Raw genomic sequence first — 14627 nt, 5'->3', positions numbered from 1 at the left:
GGAATGCGGCGCCCCTTAGAATTCTTGCGCCGCTCGCGGCGGGCCGAAAGCTCGCCGCACCTTCGGAAGACGCCAGCCGGCTCGACGGGTCGGCGCTGCGCCATTCTCGTGCTGGCGCTGACTTCGTCGGCGCTGGCCGGCGACCTTCAACCCTCCGGCCTCGCCACCACGCGCACCGACCTCGATGCGAAGGATCAGGCGCGTGTCACCGCCATCACCAGGCCGACCGCGGATTTCTCCAGGCCCGAACGGTTCGAGTTGATGCAGGGTGGCGCCGGAACCTCTGAGAAGGACGTCAACCGCGACGCCTTCTCGCAATCCTCGGCCAACATCACCTTCGAGGAAGAAGGCACCTTCAAGCTCGGCAACGCGCTGTTCCGCAAGAACTGGGTGTCGTCGCCATCCTCGACGCAGGCCTCGGACGGGCTTGGCCCGCTGTTCAACGAACGCGCTTGCCAGAATTGCCATCTGAAGGATGGCCGCGGCCGTCCGCCGCAAGGCGACCTTGGCAGCACCTCGATGTTCCTGCGCTTGGCGCGAGACGCCAGCAGCGCGGAAGAGAAGGCCGCCCTTGCCGACCACCAGGTGCTCAACTTCCCTGACCCGGTCTACGGCACCCAGTTGCAGGAACTGGCGGTACCCGGCCTGCGCGGCGAAGGCAGGATGCATGTCGACTATCAGGAACGTAAGGTAGAATTGACGGATGGCACCGTGGTTTGCCTGCGCAAGCCCAGCTATTCGGTCACCGATCCCGCCTATGGGCCGCTTGATTCGCGCACGACACTGTCGCCGCGCCTGACGCCGCCGATGATCGGGCTAGGGCTGATCGAGCAGATCGCGCCGGCCGACATTCTGGCCCATGCCGATCCGCAAGACCGTGACGGCGACGGCGTTTCCGGCAGGCCGAACATCGTGCGCGACGGCCAGGGCGGGGAACTGACGCTTGGTCGTTTCGGCTGGAAGGCGCAGACCGCGTCGATCCGCCAGCAGGCGGCCGATGCCTTTGCCGGCGACATCGGTATCTCGACGCCGGAAGAACCAAAACACTGGGGTGACTGCACCGCGGCGCAGGCAAAATGCCTTGCCATGCCAAACGGCGTCCAGCAGCGTCTTGGGTCTGCCGAAGCGCCGCCACCGGTGATGGAACTCGTCACCTTCTATTCGCGGAACCTGGCTGTGCCGGCGCGCCGCGATCGCGACGCGCCCGATGTGCTCGCTGGCAAGAAGGTCTTCTACTACATCGGCTGCGTTTCCTGTCACACGCCGAAATTCGTCACCCGCCGTGATGCCCCTGACAAGGCGCAGGCCTTCCAGCTGATCTGGCCCTATTCCGACTTCCTGCTGCACGACATGGGGTCCGATCTTGCCGACGGACAGGCCGTGGGTGAGGCCACGGGCAACGAATGGCGTACCCCGCCGCTGTGGGGCGTCGGCCTTACCGAGACCGTCAACGGCAATTCCTTCTTTCTGCATGACGGACGCGCGCGCAGCCTGACCGAGGCGATCCTGTGGCATGGTGGCGAGGGCCAGAAGGCGCGCGACCGTTTTGCCGCCGCCGACGCCGCTGAGCGCAGTGCGTTGCTCAAATTCCTGGAGTCACTTTGATGCTGAACCGTTCCGCGCTGTTTCTCGTTCTTCCGCTGGCCTTGCTGGGCTCTTTGCCCGCATCGGCGGCGGTGAAGGCCTCCGATGTCATCCAGGGCGCGATCGACGGCTTTGTCCGCCCGGCCTATGCCGGCCTGCATGCGCACACGCAAACCTTGGCGAAGGCGATGCACGAGCTGTGCGAAGCGCCTTCGCCAGGGGAACTCGACGCGGCGCGGACCGAATTTTCGGCCACGGTCTATGCCTGGTCGTCGGCCGAGATCATCGGCTTTGGGCCGATCAAGGAGAACAACCGGCTGGAGCGCATGCTGTTCTGGCCGGACCGCAAGAGCATAGGCCTGAAGCAGGTGCAGGCGGCATTGTCGGCCAAGGACCCGACCGCAACGAACCCGGCACAACTGGCCGGCAAGAGCGTTGCCATGCAAGGGTTCGGCGCGCTGGAATTCGTGCTTTTCGGCGACGGCGCCGATGCGTTGGCGGGCAAGGACGATCCCTACCGCTGCGCCTACGGCGCGGCGGTTGCCGGCAATATCGAGATCATGGCCAAAGACGTCAACGACGCCTGGAACAAGCCCGACGGCTTTGCGGCTCTCTGGGCCAATCCAGGGCCGCAAAACCCGCTTTACCGCGACGGCAACGAAGCCGTGACCGAATTGGTCGGCGTCTTCATCAACGAGCTGGAAATGGTTCGCGATGTCCGCCTGAAGGGGTTTCTGGGTGGCAAGCCCGAGGCCGACAAGCCGAAACAGGCGATCTACTGGCGCTCGCAAAACACCGGCAATTCGCTGGCCGGAAACCTGGACGGCATCGATCGGCTGTTCCAGGTCTCGAAGCTTGGCGACGCATTGCCTGAAGATGCGCGCTGGATGGCGGAATCGATCCACATCCAGCTCGTCAACGGCGTCACCACCGCGAAGTCGGTCCAGGGTCCGATCGACAAGGCGCTCGCCGATCCGGCGCTGCGCGGCAAGCTTGAGCATTTCGCGCTGATCACCTCCAGCCTGTCGACTCTGATCGGCACCCGGCTGACCGCCGAATTCGGCCTGACCGCCGGCTTCTCGTCGCTGGATGGAGACTGAGCGTGATGTGGAAGGTGGCCGAAGCCCCCGGAACTTCGTTATCCTGGGGCGGAGCAAGGGGCGTAGCGACGCGGCGCAGACCCCAGGATCCATGCCGCGACCGCAAGGCGTTGCAATGGTTCAGAATTCTGCTCCGCTGCACCCTACGGTCAAGGCTACGGCATGGATCCTCGGGTCTCCGCGACGGAGCTTCGCTCCTGCTCCGCCCGTGGATGACGAAGTTCCGGGGGCTTCGGCCAACGTCCAATGTCTGCGATGAATCATTCCAAGAATCGGCGGACCCCGGGCGTACGCTCCGATCCGCAAAAATTACCATGTCTTGGAACGAGCCGGTGCAGGGGCGGGCCATCTCATGAGAACCTCACTCATCGATCGCCGGGATTTCCTCAGGGCCGCTGGCATCGGCTTTGCCGCGGCGATGGCGCCGCCGGCGTGGGCCATGACGCTTGCGGCTGACGCCGTCTTCGCCACCGCCTTCGTCAAACGTGACGGCAGTTTTGGCGCCGCCGTCCTGTCCGAGGCCGGCAAGGTGCTGCACACGATCGACCTGCCAGATCGCGGTCATGACGTCACCTTCGATCCGATGTCGAAGCGTTCGGTGGTCTTCGCCCGCCAGCCCGGCACCTTCGCTGTCGTCTTCGATCATACCGGGCGCGACGCCCCGCTGACCATCGCCAGCATCCCTGGCCGGCATTTCTTCGGCCATGGCGTGTTCTCGCCCGACGGCGCCTTGCTCTACGCCACCGAGAACGACTTCGACAATGCCGCCGGGGTCGTCGGCGTCTACGATGCGCGCGCGAAATTCAGCCGTGTCGGCGAATTCCCGACGTATGGGATGGGGCCCCACGAGCTTCTGCTGCTGGACGACGGTAGGACGATCGCGGTTGCCAATGGCGGCATCGAGACCCATCCGGATTACGGCCGGGCCGAGCTCAACATCGCCACCATGAAGCCGTCCTATGTGCTGGTCGATCGCGTCACCGGCGATCTCATCGAAAAGCACGAACTGCCGGCGCCACTGCACCAACTGTCGATCCGCCACATGGACACCGACCAGGCTGGCACCGTCTGGTTCGGTTGCCAGTACAGGGGGCCGGGCACGGATCGTCCGCTGCTGGTCGGCCGCGCCGCGCGCGGCAAGGACTTGCAGTTGCTCGACATGCCGGGGGACGTGCTGGCCGGCTTCCGCAACTATATCGGCTCGGTCGCCACCAACCCTGGATCCGGTACCGTCGCCGTATCGTCGCCGGAAGGCAATTCGTTGGTCGTGATCGATGCTGCCAGCGGCCAAGTCCTCTCGAACAGCGCGCTGGTCGAGGTCTGCGGCGTGGCGCCGGATGGGACTGGCTTCATGGCCACCACGGGTGCGGGCGAGATCATCGAAGGCAGCGGTGCGATGCGGTCCGAGCCGGACTATGTCTGGGACAACCACATGCTGCGCATCGAACAGGTGGCATAGCGCGCCGGTCGAAGCGAAGCCGCTTAACAAATTGTGCTTGCGGTGGCGCGCCTTGGCGGGCACAGGGAAGTGTTTCTCGGAACCGGTTGTTTCATGAAAGTGCTTGCCATCGACTGTGCCGCCAGCCTCTGCGCCGTCTGCGTCTACGACGCGGCGGCTGGGCTGGAGCTTGGCCGCTCGGTGCTCGATCTCGGCAAAGGCCATGCCGAGCATCTGATGGCGGTCATCGCCGAGGCGCTGAAGGCGGGCGCGACCGACTATGCCGGTCTTGGCGCCATTGCCGTCTCCGTCGGTCCGGGTTCCTTCACCGGCCTGCGCGTCGGCGTCTCGACCGCCCGTGGTCTGGCGCTGGCGCTCAAGATTCCCGCGATCGGTGTGACGACGCTCGAGGCGCTGGCGGGCGAAGCAGCAGCGGCATTTCCTGGCCGCGCCGTGCTGGCGGCGCTCGATGCCGGGCGTGAAGAGATCCATGCCGCTCTCTATGATCAAATGTCAGTTTTGACTTACGGTCCGGCCGTGGCCACGCTGGCTGAGGCCACTGGAATGGCGATCGAAAGCTCTGCGGTGCTGGCCGGCACCGCGGCAGCACAGATCGCCGCATCGGCCGGTCGTGGTTTCGATATCGGGCCTCGGACGGCCACCGCCGACATTCTCACCTATGCCCGGCTGGCCGCCGCAAAGGGGCAGGGCGAAAGGCCGAAACCGCTTTATCTGCGCGGTGCCGACGCCAAGCCGCAGGCCGGGTTCATTTTATCAAGGCAACAAAATTAATGCGCATTCCCTTCCTCCAGCCGCGCCGCCGGGACTATGCGCTCGAGCCGCTCAGGATCACCGACAGCCCGGCCGTCTCGCTGCTGCATCGCGAGGACTTCGTCCGCCCGTGGACCGATGGCGAGTTCGCCGCCTTGCTCGAACAGGACACCGTGTTCGGTTACGCCGCACGCGAAACCGGGCAGGGCGCCAAGCCGCCGGTCGGCTTCGTGCTGGCCCGGTTGGCCGCCGGCGAGGGCGAGATCCTGACAGTTGCGGTGGGGCGATCGCATCGTCGCCAGGGGCTTGGCTGGCAGTTGATGGATGCGGTGCTGCGTGAGCTGCACGCCCAGCGCGCCGAAGCGCTGTTCCTCGAGGTCGACGAGACCAATGTCGCCGCGATCGCCCTCTACCGGCGGCTGGGCTTCCGCGAGGTCGGCAAGCGGCCGGACTACTACAAGTCGCCCGATCGCGGACCGACCGGCGCGCTTGTCATGCGCCGCGATCTCCGCTAGCCAGAGATCGGGGTAGGGCGATGATCAAGAAAATCAGGATTTTCCTGGCCCTGGGCCTCGTCGTCGCCGGTTCGCTGATCCTCGTGCCGTTGCAGATGCTGTCGATGAAAACCGGCTGGTGGCCGGAAACATTCATCCTCAAGATATGGCATCGGCTGATCCTCAGGGCGCTCGGCCTGCGCGTCCATGTCAAGGGGACGCTGTCCGACAAACGGCCCTTGCTGGTTGCTTCGAACCACATTTCCTGGACCGACATCATGGTCCTGGGTTCTTTTGCCGATGTAAAATTTATCGCCAGGGCCGATATGGAAGGCTGGCCGCTGATCGGCATGCTGTCGAAGCTGCAGCGCACCGTCTTCATTGAGCGCGAGCGCAAGCGCTCCTCGGGCGACCAGGCGAGCGAGATCGCCAATCGCATGGCCAAGGGCGACGCCATGGTGCTGTTCGCCGAGGGCTCGACCGGTGACGGCAATGCCATCCTGCCCTTCAAGAGCACCCTGTTCGGCGCCGCCTCGATGGCGATTTCGGAGGGCGCGGCCGAGCAGGTCTTCATCCAGCCCGTGGCGATCGCCTATACCCGCCTGCACGGCGTGCCGCTCGGCCGCCGTCACCGGCCGATCTCGGCCTGGATCGGTGACGAGGATTTGATGCCGCATCTCAAGGTGCTGATGGCGGAAGGCGCACTCGATGTCGAAGTGCATTTCGGCGAGCCGATCGCGTTTTCCAAGGGTTCGAACCGCAAGGAAACGGCGAAGCTGATGGAAAGCCAGGTGCGCGATATGATGATGGCGGCACTCGCCGATCCGCGCCCGAGCCGCTAATTCCGGCCCCGCGCCTGCGGGCGCATGGCGAGAATCGTCTGTTTTTTGTCACGGAAAGGCGTTAGAAGCCGCCAGATGGACTTGAACACGATTGAAAACGACGACATCGGCACGCTGGCTGGACAGCCGGCGGTGCACGCCGTGGCAGCGAAAAAGGTCTTCATCAAGACCTATGGCTGCCAGATGAACGTCTATGATTCACAGCGCATGGCCGATGCGCTGGCCGCCGACGGCTATACCGCGACCGATGCCATCGGCGAGGCCGATCTGGTGCTGCTCAACACCTGCCATATCAGGGAAAAAGCCGCCGAAAAGGTCTATTCCGAACTCGGCCGCATCCGTGACATGAAGGCGGAGCGCGCCAGCGCCGGCCGCGACATGTTGATCGGCGTTGCCGGCTGCGTGGCGCAGGCCGAAGGCGCCGAGATCATCCGCCGTTCGCCCGCCGTCGATCTGGTCATCGGGCCGCAGACCTATCATCGCCTGCCAGACGTGTTGGCGAGAGTGCGCGGTGGCGAGAAGATCGTCGACACCGACTATGCCATCGAGGACAAGTTCGAGCATCTGCCGCAGCCGAAGCGCGCCGAGGTCATCAAGCGCGGCGTGACAGCCTTCCTCACCGTGCAGGAAGGGTGTGACAAGTTCTGCACCTTCTGCGTCGTGCCCTATACCAGAGGCTCCGAAGTCTCGCGGCCGGTGGCGCAGATCGTCGCCGAGGCCGAGCGCCTAGCCGAGGCCGGGGTGCGCGAGGTGACGCTGCTTGGCCAGAACGTCAATGCCTGGCACGGCCAGGGTGAGAATGGCGAGGAATGGGGCCTTGGCCGGCTGCTGCATCGGCTGGCCGAAATCCCCGGGCTGGCGCGGCTGCGCTACACCACCAGCCACCCGCGCGACATGGACGACGAACTGATCGCCGCCCACCGAGACCTGCCGTCGCTGATGCCTTACCTGCATTTGCCCGTGCAGTCCGGATCGGACCGCATCCTCAAGGCGATGAACCGCAGGCACACGGCCAGGGATTATCTGGCGCTGCTCGATCGCATCCGCGCTGCCCGGCCCGACATCGCGCTATCAGGCGATTTCATCGTCGGTTTCCCCGGCGAGACGGAAGCCGATTTCGAGGCGACCATGGAACTGGTGCGCCAGGTCAACTACGCCTCGGCCTTTTCGTTCAAATATTCGCCGCGTCCGGGCACGCCGGGCGCTGAGATGGCCGATCACGTGCCGGAAACGGTCAAGGACGAGCGCCTGCAGCGTCTGCAGGCACTGCTCTTGAAACAGCAGCAGGATTTCGGTCTGAGCCTGGTCGGCAGCACCATCGACACGCTGATCGAGAAGCCCGGCCGCCAGGCCGGCCAGAAGGTTGGCCGCTCGCCTTGGCTGCAGCCGGTTATTGTTGATGAAAAGGCCGGCGAAATCGGTGACATTATCCAGGTGCGAATCACGAAGACGGGCTACAACAGCCTGTTCGCCGAATTGGCCTGAGGGTCTCGGCAGATGAGGAGAGACGGTTGAGCGCAGCAGAGCTGAAGAACCTGCCCCCGGTACCGGCATCTGGGGCTTCTGATATGGCGCACATCGTTCTGACTTTCGACAACAACAAGCTTGCCAGCGCCCTTTACGGCCAGTTCGATGAAAACCTCGCCCGGCTCGAGCAAAAGCTCGGCGTCGACATACGCTCGCGCGGCAACCAGTTGACCATCAAGGGATCCGCTTCGGCCGCCGAACAGGCACGCCGCGCCTTGGACAATCTCTACGGGATCCTCCAGAAGGGCGTCGATATCGGCCAGTCCGACGTCGACGGCGCCGTGCGCATGGCGGTCGCCGCCGACGATCAGCTGACGCTGCCGACGCTGGAGCGCAAGGGCAAGGTTTCCGCTGCCCAGATCGCCACCCGCAAGAAGACGATCTATGCCCGCTCGCTCAACCAGGACGCCTATATGCGGGCGCTGGAGCGGTCGGAACTGGTGTTCGGCATCGGTCCGGCCGGCACCGGCAAGACCTATCTGGCGGTGGCGCACGCAGCGATGCTGCTCGAACGCGGCATGGTCGAACGCATCATCCTGTCGCGGCCGGCCGTCGAGGCGGGCGAACGGCTGGGCTTTCTGCCGGGCGACATGAAGGAGAAGGTCGATCCCTATCTGCGGCCGCTCTATGACGCGCTCTACGACATGATGCCGGCCGACAAGGTCGAGCGTGCGATTGCCGCCGAAGTCATCGAAATCGCGCCGCTCGCTTTCATGCGCGGCCGCACGCTGGCGCATGCCGCCGTCATCCTCGACGAGGCGCAGAACACCACGCCGATGCAGATGAAGATGTTTCTCACCCGTCTCGGCGAGAACTCGCGCATGATCGTCACCGGCGATCCCACCCAGATCGACCTGCCACCGAGCACCAAATCGGGCTTGGTCGAGGCCTTGCGTGTGCTCGACGGTGTGGCCGGAGCGGTAACCGTGCGCTTCAACGATATCGACGTCGTTCGCCATCCGCTGGTGGCGGAAATCGTCAGGGCCTATGACCGCGACGCCAAGCTGGCGCGCGGCCTCGGTGCCGAGAATTGATCTGACGATGCGGCCTCATGCCTGAGGACAGCACATCCGTCGACGGGAGCCTTCCCGTCGAGATCGATATATCGATTGAAGCGGGCGACTGGCCCGCTGAGGCAAGCCTGGCGCGATTGGTCGATCGCGCTGTCGCGGCTGCTTTCGCCGAAACTGGTGCGGCAGGACATTCCGAACTCAGCATCGTTTTTTCCGACGACGCTCATATCCGCACCTTGAATGCGGACTGGCGCGGCAAGGACAAGCCCACCAACGTCTTGTCTTTCCCGGCTTTTCCGCATGTGAAGGATGGTCCATTGCCGCCGATGCTGGGCGACATCGTGCTCGCCGCCGAAACCGTGGCGCGCGAGGCGGCACTGGAAGACAAGCCCTTGGAGAACCATATCACCCATCTCGTGATCCACGGCCTGCTGCACCTCATGGGCTACGACCACGAGACCGACACCGAGGCCGAGGCGATGGAAGCCGTCGAACGCGCAGCGCTTGCAAGGCTTGCCATTCCCGATCCCTACGCGTAACTACAAAAGACCAATTGACCGGACGAAGATGAACGACAAACCAGAGACTGCCGCCCGCCCCGACGCCGGCAGTGCGCCCAAGGCTTCCGATACTTCGGAAGAGGGATCAAGTCCGAGTACCGTTACTCCTGGTGCTGCCAGCATCGGCAGCGTTGCCAGCGAAACTTCGCCTGCCGGCCCCTCCCTGTTCGAACGCGTGCTGGGCCTGTTCCGGCAACGCAACGGCACCAGCCTGCGCGAGGAAATCGCCGGCGCGCTGGCCGAGACGGCGAGTGATGCCGGCGCCTTTTCGCCTGGCGAACGCGCCATGCTCAACAACATCCTGCGCCTGCGCGAGGTGCGGGTAGAGGACGTCATGGTGCCGCGCACCGACATCCAGGGGGTCGAGATCACGACGACGCTCGGCGACCTCCTGGGCACGTTCGAACAATCCGGCCATTCCCGCATGCCGGTCTATTCCGAGACGCTCGATGATCCGCGCGGCATGGTCCATATCCGTGATGTTCTGGCCCACATCACCAAGCTCGCGCGCGTCAAGAAGGGCCGCACCACCAGGAAGACGCCCGTCGCCACGCAGCTCGATCTTGCCCAGGTCGACCTTTCGCGCACCATCGGCGAGCTCAACCTGATCCGCCAGGTTCTGTTCGTGCCGCCATCGATGCTTGCCTCCGACCTGATGGGCCGCATGCAGACGACGCGCACGCAGATGGCGCTGGTCATCGACGAATATGGCGGCACGGACGGGCTTGTCTCGCTCGAGGACATCGTCGAAATGGTCGTGGGCGACATCGAGGACGAGCATGACGACGACGAGCCGATGATCACCCAGGCCGGTGACGGCGTGTTCGTCGTCGACGGCAAGGCCGAGATCGACGAAGTCGCCAAGATGATCGGTGAGGGTTTCGCTGCCGGCGAACATGGCGAGTATGTCGACACCATCGGCGGCATGATCTTCAACACGCTCGGCCGCGTGCCGGCGCGCGGCGAGGTGGTGCAGGCCATCCCCGGTTTCGAGTTCCATGTGCTCGATGCCGATCCGCGCCGCGTCAAGCGCGTGCGCATCGTGCAGAGCCAGAAGGGCGAGCGACGCCGGCGCGCCACCGCGCGCACCGAGCAGGCGTGAGCGTTTCGCGCGCTCGATGACGATCGACGACCCGTTCAAGCATGCGAGCCTGGGTTCCGGTGTCTTCTACAGGGATCCGCGCGCTGCGCTGGATTGGCTCGAAGCGGCTTTCGGCTTCGAGCGCAGCATGGTGGTCAGCGATGCCGAGGGCAAGCTCGTCCACGCCGAGATGCGGTTCGGCGATTGCACCATCATCGTCGATTCCGAATGGAGCGACTATGTCGCCAGCCCCGTTTCGGTCTCGGGCAAGAACACGCAGTCGGTTTATGTCAGGTTGAAGCACGGCCTGGATGGCCATTGCGAGCAGGCGCGGGCGGCCGGTGCTGTAATAATCCAGGAGCCGGCGGACCGGTTCTACGGCGAACGCCAGTATCGGGCGCGCGATCCCGAAGGCCACGTCTGGACTTTCTCGCAGACGATCCGCGTCGTGTCCCGCGAGGAGGCCGAACGGCTTGGTGGCGTGCGGATAGAAGGCTGGCACCGGTAGTCGCCTTGGTGGGAAACCGTGGTCGACCGGCCGGCGTTTGGAGCGCGGACCGCGGCCTGTTAAATCTTTCTTCCTGATTCGCACGACTCGGAAGTATGCATGGTGCGCCTTGCCGGCCGGATAATTCTGCTTTGGGGTTGGCGGCGCGCGCTCGTGGCCTTTCTCGCAGGCGCCCTGGCGGTGCTTGGCCAGGCGCCATACGATTTCTTCGCCGCTTGCTTCATCTCGTTTCCGGTGCTGGTCTGGTTGCTCGACGGCGCGACCGGCGAAGCCTCCGGCAGCCTGTTCCGGCGCCTGCGGCCGGCTTTTGCCGTCGGCTGGTGGTTCGGCTTCGGCTATTTCCTCGCCGGTCTCTGGTGGATCGGTTCGGCGTTGCTGGTCGAGGCCGACAGCTTTGCCTGGGCGCTTCCGTTCGCGGTGGTCGGTATTCCCTTCGCGCTCGCCTTTTTCTATGGCTTTGCAACGGTGGTCGCCCGGCTTTTGTGGAGCAGCGACATCGGCCGCATCGCGGCACTCGCCTTCGGCTTCGCGCTGGCGGAGTGGCTGCGCGGCTTCTTGTTCACAGGTTTTCCCTGGAATGCGATCGGCTACGCGGCGATGCCCGTGCCCCTTCTGATGCAGAGCGTCTCGGTGACCGGCATGATCGGCATGAACGCGCTCGCCGTGTTCCTCTTCGCGCTGCCGGCGCTGCTGGCGGCGCGCCGGCACCTGCGCCTTGGCGCGGCGCTGTTTGTCGCCCTCGCCGCCGCCCATGTCGGCTTCGGCTATGTCAGGCTCGCCGCTCCCGAAAAGCCTGCGGAGCGCAGCTTGAATGTCCGCATCGTTCAGCCGGCCGTGGACCTGTCGGAGAAGTGGGACGCCTCGGTGCGCGATCGCATCTTCGCCACCTTGCTGGGCCTGTCCGCCAAGGCGCCGGACCCCGGTCACGACAAGCCGCAGCTGATCCTGTGGCCGGAAACATCGGTGCCGTTCCTTTTCACCGAGCGCCCTGACGCGTTGACGGCGCTGGGCGACATGCTGGGCGACGGCCAGATGCTGATCGCCGGCGTCGTTCGCGAGGAAGGCGGCTCGGCCGCCGGCGCCGACAGCCGCTATTACAATTCGGTGGTGGCGATCGACGACAAGGGTGAAATCGCCGATGCCGTCGACAAGGTCCATCTGGTGCCGTTCGGCGAGTACCTGCCTTTTGCCGACCTGCTCAGCCGTTTCGGCATCGAACAGCTCGTCGCCGGGCCGATGACGTTCACGGCCGGCAACGAGCGCCACGCCATCACGCTGCCGGGCGGCCTCCGTGCCCTGCCATTTATCTGTTACGAGGTGATCTTTCCCGACCTGGTGGCAGTTGACGCTACGTCAGCACAGCTTATTGTGAACGTTACCAATGATGCCTGGTTCGGCGACACGCCGGGGCCGTATCAGCATTTCAGGCAGGCTCAGATTCGCGCTGTGGAGAACGGGTTGCCCTTGTTGCGTGCCGCCAACAACGGCATCTCGGCCGTTGTCGACCAACGTGGACGCATCGTCGATGCGCTGGCGATCGACGCGCGCGGGGCCATCGATGTGAAGGTGCCTATTGCCGAACAGACAGTCGCTTCCGAGGGTCAGCGACGCATTAACGGAATGCTGATCACGTTGCTGTTTGCGCTGGGCGGGGCACTGTTGAACGTAAGGCAAAGGCTACGGGTGAATTGACAGTTGGCACATTAGAAACTCATACTGTACCGCCTGAAATTTCTCGAAGCCGGTGGATCATACTGTTGGGGCAGTCGCCTCCGGCTTTGTTTGGGCGAGAAAAAAATCACAAAGCCGAAAAAATTCGGCGAGGAAAAAATGACAGAAGAAAACAAGAAGAAACCGAATCCCATAGACATCCACGTTGGAAGCCGCGTCCGGCTTCGCCGCAATATGCTCGGAATGAGCCAGGAAAAGCTGGGCGAGAATCTCGGCATCACATTTCAACAAATCCAGAAGTATGAAAAGGGCACCAACCGCGTCGGCGCCAGCCGCCTGCAGGCGATTGCTTCCATACTCGGCGTGCCCGTCGCCTTCTTTTTCGAGGATGCGCCAGGCCAGGAATCCTCGGCCAACCGCGGCTTTGCCGAGGATGCGTCGATGGCTTTCGCCGTCGAATTCTGCGGCAGTCCAGAAGGACTCCAGCTCAACCGTGCCTTTGTCAAGATCGCCGACGTCAAGGTGCGCCGCAGGATCATCGACCTTGTGAAGTCGCTCGCCGCCGACGATCTCGACTGATCCGCAATGCGCTTCGAACCGGCGGCACCGCGCCGCCGGTGGCATAAAATATCGGCTCCGACATTCATGCCAGGACGGCGGCGACGCTTGACGAGCAGCGCTTTGCCCCGCTAACACGTGGCGCGCCAAAATCGGCAGCCTGCCGATCGTTTTTCAAGAGGGGACACCCGTGACGCGGCAGAACTACTTCTTTACCTCGGAATCCGTTGCCGAGGGCCATCCCGACAAAGTCTGTGACCGGATTTCCGACGAGATTGTCGATCTGGTCTACCGTGAGGCCAAGAAGACCGGCATGGACCCGTGGAAAGTCCGCGTCGCCTGCGAGACCTTGGCGACCACCAACCGCGTCGTCATCGCCGGCGAGGTGCGCGTTCCCGAGACGCTGCTGAAGAAGGACAAGGCCGGCAACGTCCTCATGGACGCGGCGGGCCACCCTGTCGTGAATCCGGCGAAGTTCAAATCCGTCGCCCGCAAGGCTATCCGCGAGATCGGCTACGAACAGGCCGGTTTCCACTGGAAGACGGCGAAGATCGAAGTCCTGCTGCATGGCCAGTCGCCTGACATCGGCCAGGGCGTCGACAACGCCGCCGATCGCCAGGGCGAAGAAGGTGCCGGCGATCAGGGCATCATGTTCGGCTATGCCTGCCGCGAGACGCCCGACCTGATGCCGGCGCCGATCTACTACAGCCACAAGATCCTCGAACTTCTGGCCGCCGCCCGTCACCAGAACAATGGCGAGGCCGGCAAGCTCGGGCCGGACGCCAAGAGCCAGGTCACCGTCCGCTACGTCGACGGCAAGGCCGCAGAGGCAACGCAGATCGTGCTGTCGACCCAGCATCTGGATTCAAGCTGGGATTCCAAGAAGGTCCGCAAGGTCGTCGAACCCTACATCCGCGAGGCGCTTGGCGACCTCAAGATCGCCGACGACTGCATGTGGTACATCAACCCGACCGGCAAGTTCGTCATTGGCGGACCGGACGGCGATGCCGGGCTGACCGGCCGCAAGATCATTGTCGATACCTATGGCGGTGCGGCACCGCACGGCGGCGGCGCCTTCTCCGGCAAGGACACCACCAAGGTCGACCGTTCGGCGGCCTACGCGGCGCGCTATCTGGCCAAGAATGTCGTGGCGGCCAAGCTTGCCGACCGCTGCACCATCCAGCTTTCCTACGCCATCGGCGTCGCCCAGCCCTTGTCGGTCTATGTCGACCTGCACGGCACCGGCAAGGTCGACGAGGCAAAGCTCGAGGATGCGCTGCGCACCGTGATGGACCTGTCGCCATCCGGCATCCGCCGTCATCTCGATCTCAACAAGCCGATCTATGCCAAAACGTCGTCTTATGGCCATTTCGGCCGCAAGGCTGGCCGTGACGGGTCCTTCTCCTGGGAGAAGACCGATCTGGCCAAGGCGCTCAAGGATGCTGTCGCGGTCTGAGCGCCCGACAGATCCCGCGGCACC

The 14627-nt window shown here is 64.2% G+C and carries 14 protein-coding genes; all 14 read left to right on the top strand.

The annotated features are described in order from the left end of the window. Positions 1-3: 3 nt before the first annotated feature. Positions 4-1605 (top strand): di-heme oxidoredictase family protein, encoded by a 1602-nt coding sequence (locus X743_RS149325; protein ID WP_031257940.1) that lies wholly within the window; start codon positions 4-6, stop codon positions 1603-1605. After that, positions 1605-2684 (top strand): imelysin family protein, encoded by a 1080-nt coding sequence (locus tag X743_RS149330; protein WP_023766993.1) that lies wholly within the window; start codon positions 1605-1607, stop codon positions 2682-2684. The genes X743_RS149325 and X743_RS149330 overlap by 1 nt, the downstream gene beginning before the upstream one ends. 352 nt (positions 2685-3036) lie before the next feature. Continuing rightward, entirely contained in the window at positions 3037-4143 is a 1107-nt protein-coding gene (locus tag X743_RS149335) for a DUF1513 domain-containing protein (RefSeq protein WP_023766992.1), read from the top strand. 93 nt (positions 4144-4236) lie between these two features. Further along, the gene (tsaB, locus tag X743_RS149340; RefSeq protein WP_023766991.1) at positions 4237-4914 is read left to right on the top strand and encodes a tRNA (adenosine(37)-N6)-threonylcarbamoyltransferase complex dimerization subunit type 1 TsaB; all 678 of its coding nucleotides are present in this window, start codon (positions 4237-4239) and stop codon (positions 4912-4914) included. After that, positions 4914-5408, top strand: coding sequence for a ribosomal protein S18-alanine N-acetyltransferase (gene rimI, locus X743_RS149345; protein ID WP_023766990.1), 495 nt, complete (start codon positions 4914-4916; stop codon positions 5406-5408). Before tsaB ends, rimI begins: the two co-directional genes overlap by 1 nt. A gap of 20 nt (positions 5409-5428) precedes the next feature. Continuing rightward, positions 5429-6229, top strand: a complete 801-nt coding sequence (locus tag X743_RS149350; protein ID WP_023766989.1) for a lysophospholipid acyltransferase family protein — start codon at positions 5429-5431, stop codon at positions 6227-6229. A 75-nt stretch (positions 6230-6304) separates the two neighbouring features. Beyond that, positions 6305-7714, top strand: coding sequence for a tRNA (N6-isopentenyl adenosine(37)-C2)-methylthiotransferase MiaB (gene miaB / locus X743_RS149355; protein ID WP_023766988.1), 1410 nt, complete (start codon positions 6305-6307; stop codon positions 7712-7714). Between the two features lie 83 nt (positions 7715-7797). Beyond that, positions 7798-8790: a PhoH family protein gene (locus X743_RS149360; protein WP_023766987.1), complete on the top strand. Its 993-nt coding sequence runs from the start codon at positions 7798-7800 to the stop codon at positions 8788-8790. A 17-nt stretch (positions 8791-8807) separates the two neighbouring features. Then, positions 8808-9308 carry an rRNA maturation RNase YbeY gene (gene ybeY, locus X743_RS149365; RefSeq protein ID WP_023766986.1) on the top strand — a complete coding sequence of 167 codons (501 nt, stop codon included), beginning with the start codon at positions 8808-8810 and terminating at the stop codon, positions 9306-9308. 28 nt (positions 9309-9336) lie between these two features. Then, a complete protein-coding gene (locus X743_RS149370) occupies positions 9337-10431 on the top strand; it encodes a hemolysin family protein (RefSeq protein WP_023766985.1) in 1095 nt (364 codons plus the stop codon). A 16-nt stretch (positions 10432-10447) separates the two neighbouring features. After that, positions 10448-10918, top strand: a complete 471-nt coding sequence (locus X743_RS149375) for a VOC family protein (protein WP_023766984.1) — start codon at positions 10448-10450, stop codon at positions 10916-10918. 99 nt (positions 10919-11017) lie between these two features. Then, a complete protein-coding gene (gene lnt / locus X743_RS149380; protein ID WP_023766983.1) occupies positions 11018-12610 on the top strand; it encodes an apolipoprotein N-acyltransferase in 1593 nt (530 codons plus the stop codon). Between the two features lie 138 nt (positions 12611-12748). Further along, a complete protein-coding gene (locus X743_RS149385; RefSeq protein WP_031250313.1) occupies positions 12749-13168 on the top strand; it encodes a helix-turn-helix transcriptional regulator in 420 nt (139 codons plus the stop codon). 169 nt (positions 13169-13337) lie between these two features. Further along, the gene (metK, locus tag X743_RS149390) at positions 13338-14603 is read left to right on the top strand and encodes a methionine adenosyltransferase (protein WP_023766981.1); all 1266 of its coding nucleotides are present in this window, start codon (positions 13338-13340) and stop codon (positions 14601-14603) included. Positions 14604-14627: the final 24 nt, after the last annotated feature.

The sequence above is a fragment of the Mesorhizobium sp. LNHC232B00 genome (assembly GCF_000502435.1).
GTDB classification, from domain to species: Bacteria; Pseudomonadota; Alphaproteobacteria; order Rhizobiales; family Rhizobiaceae; genus Mesorhizobium; species Mesorhizobium opportunistum.
This window is presented reverse-complemented; position numbering and strand designations above follow the sequence as displayed.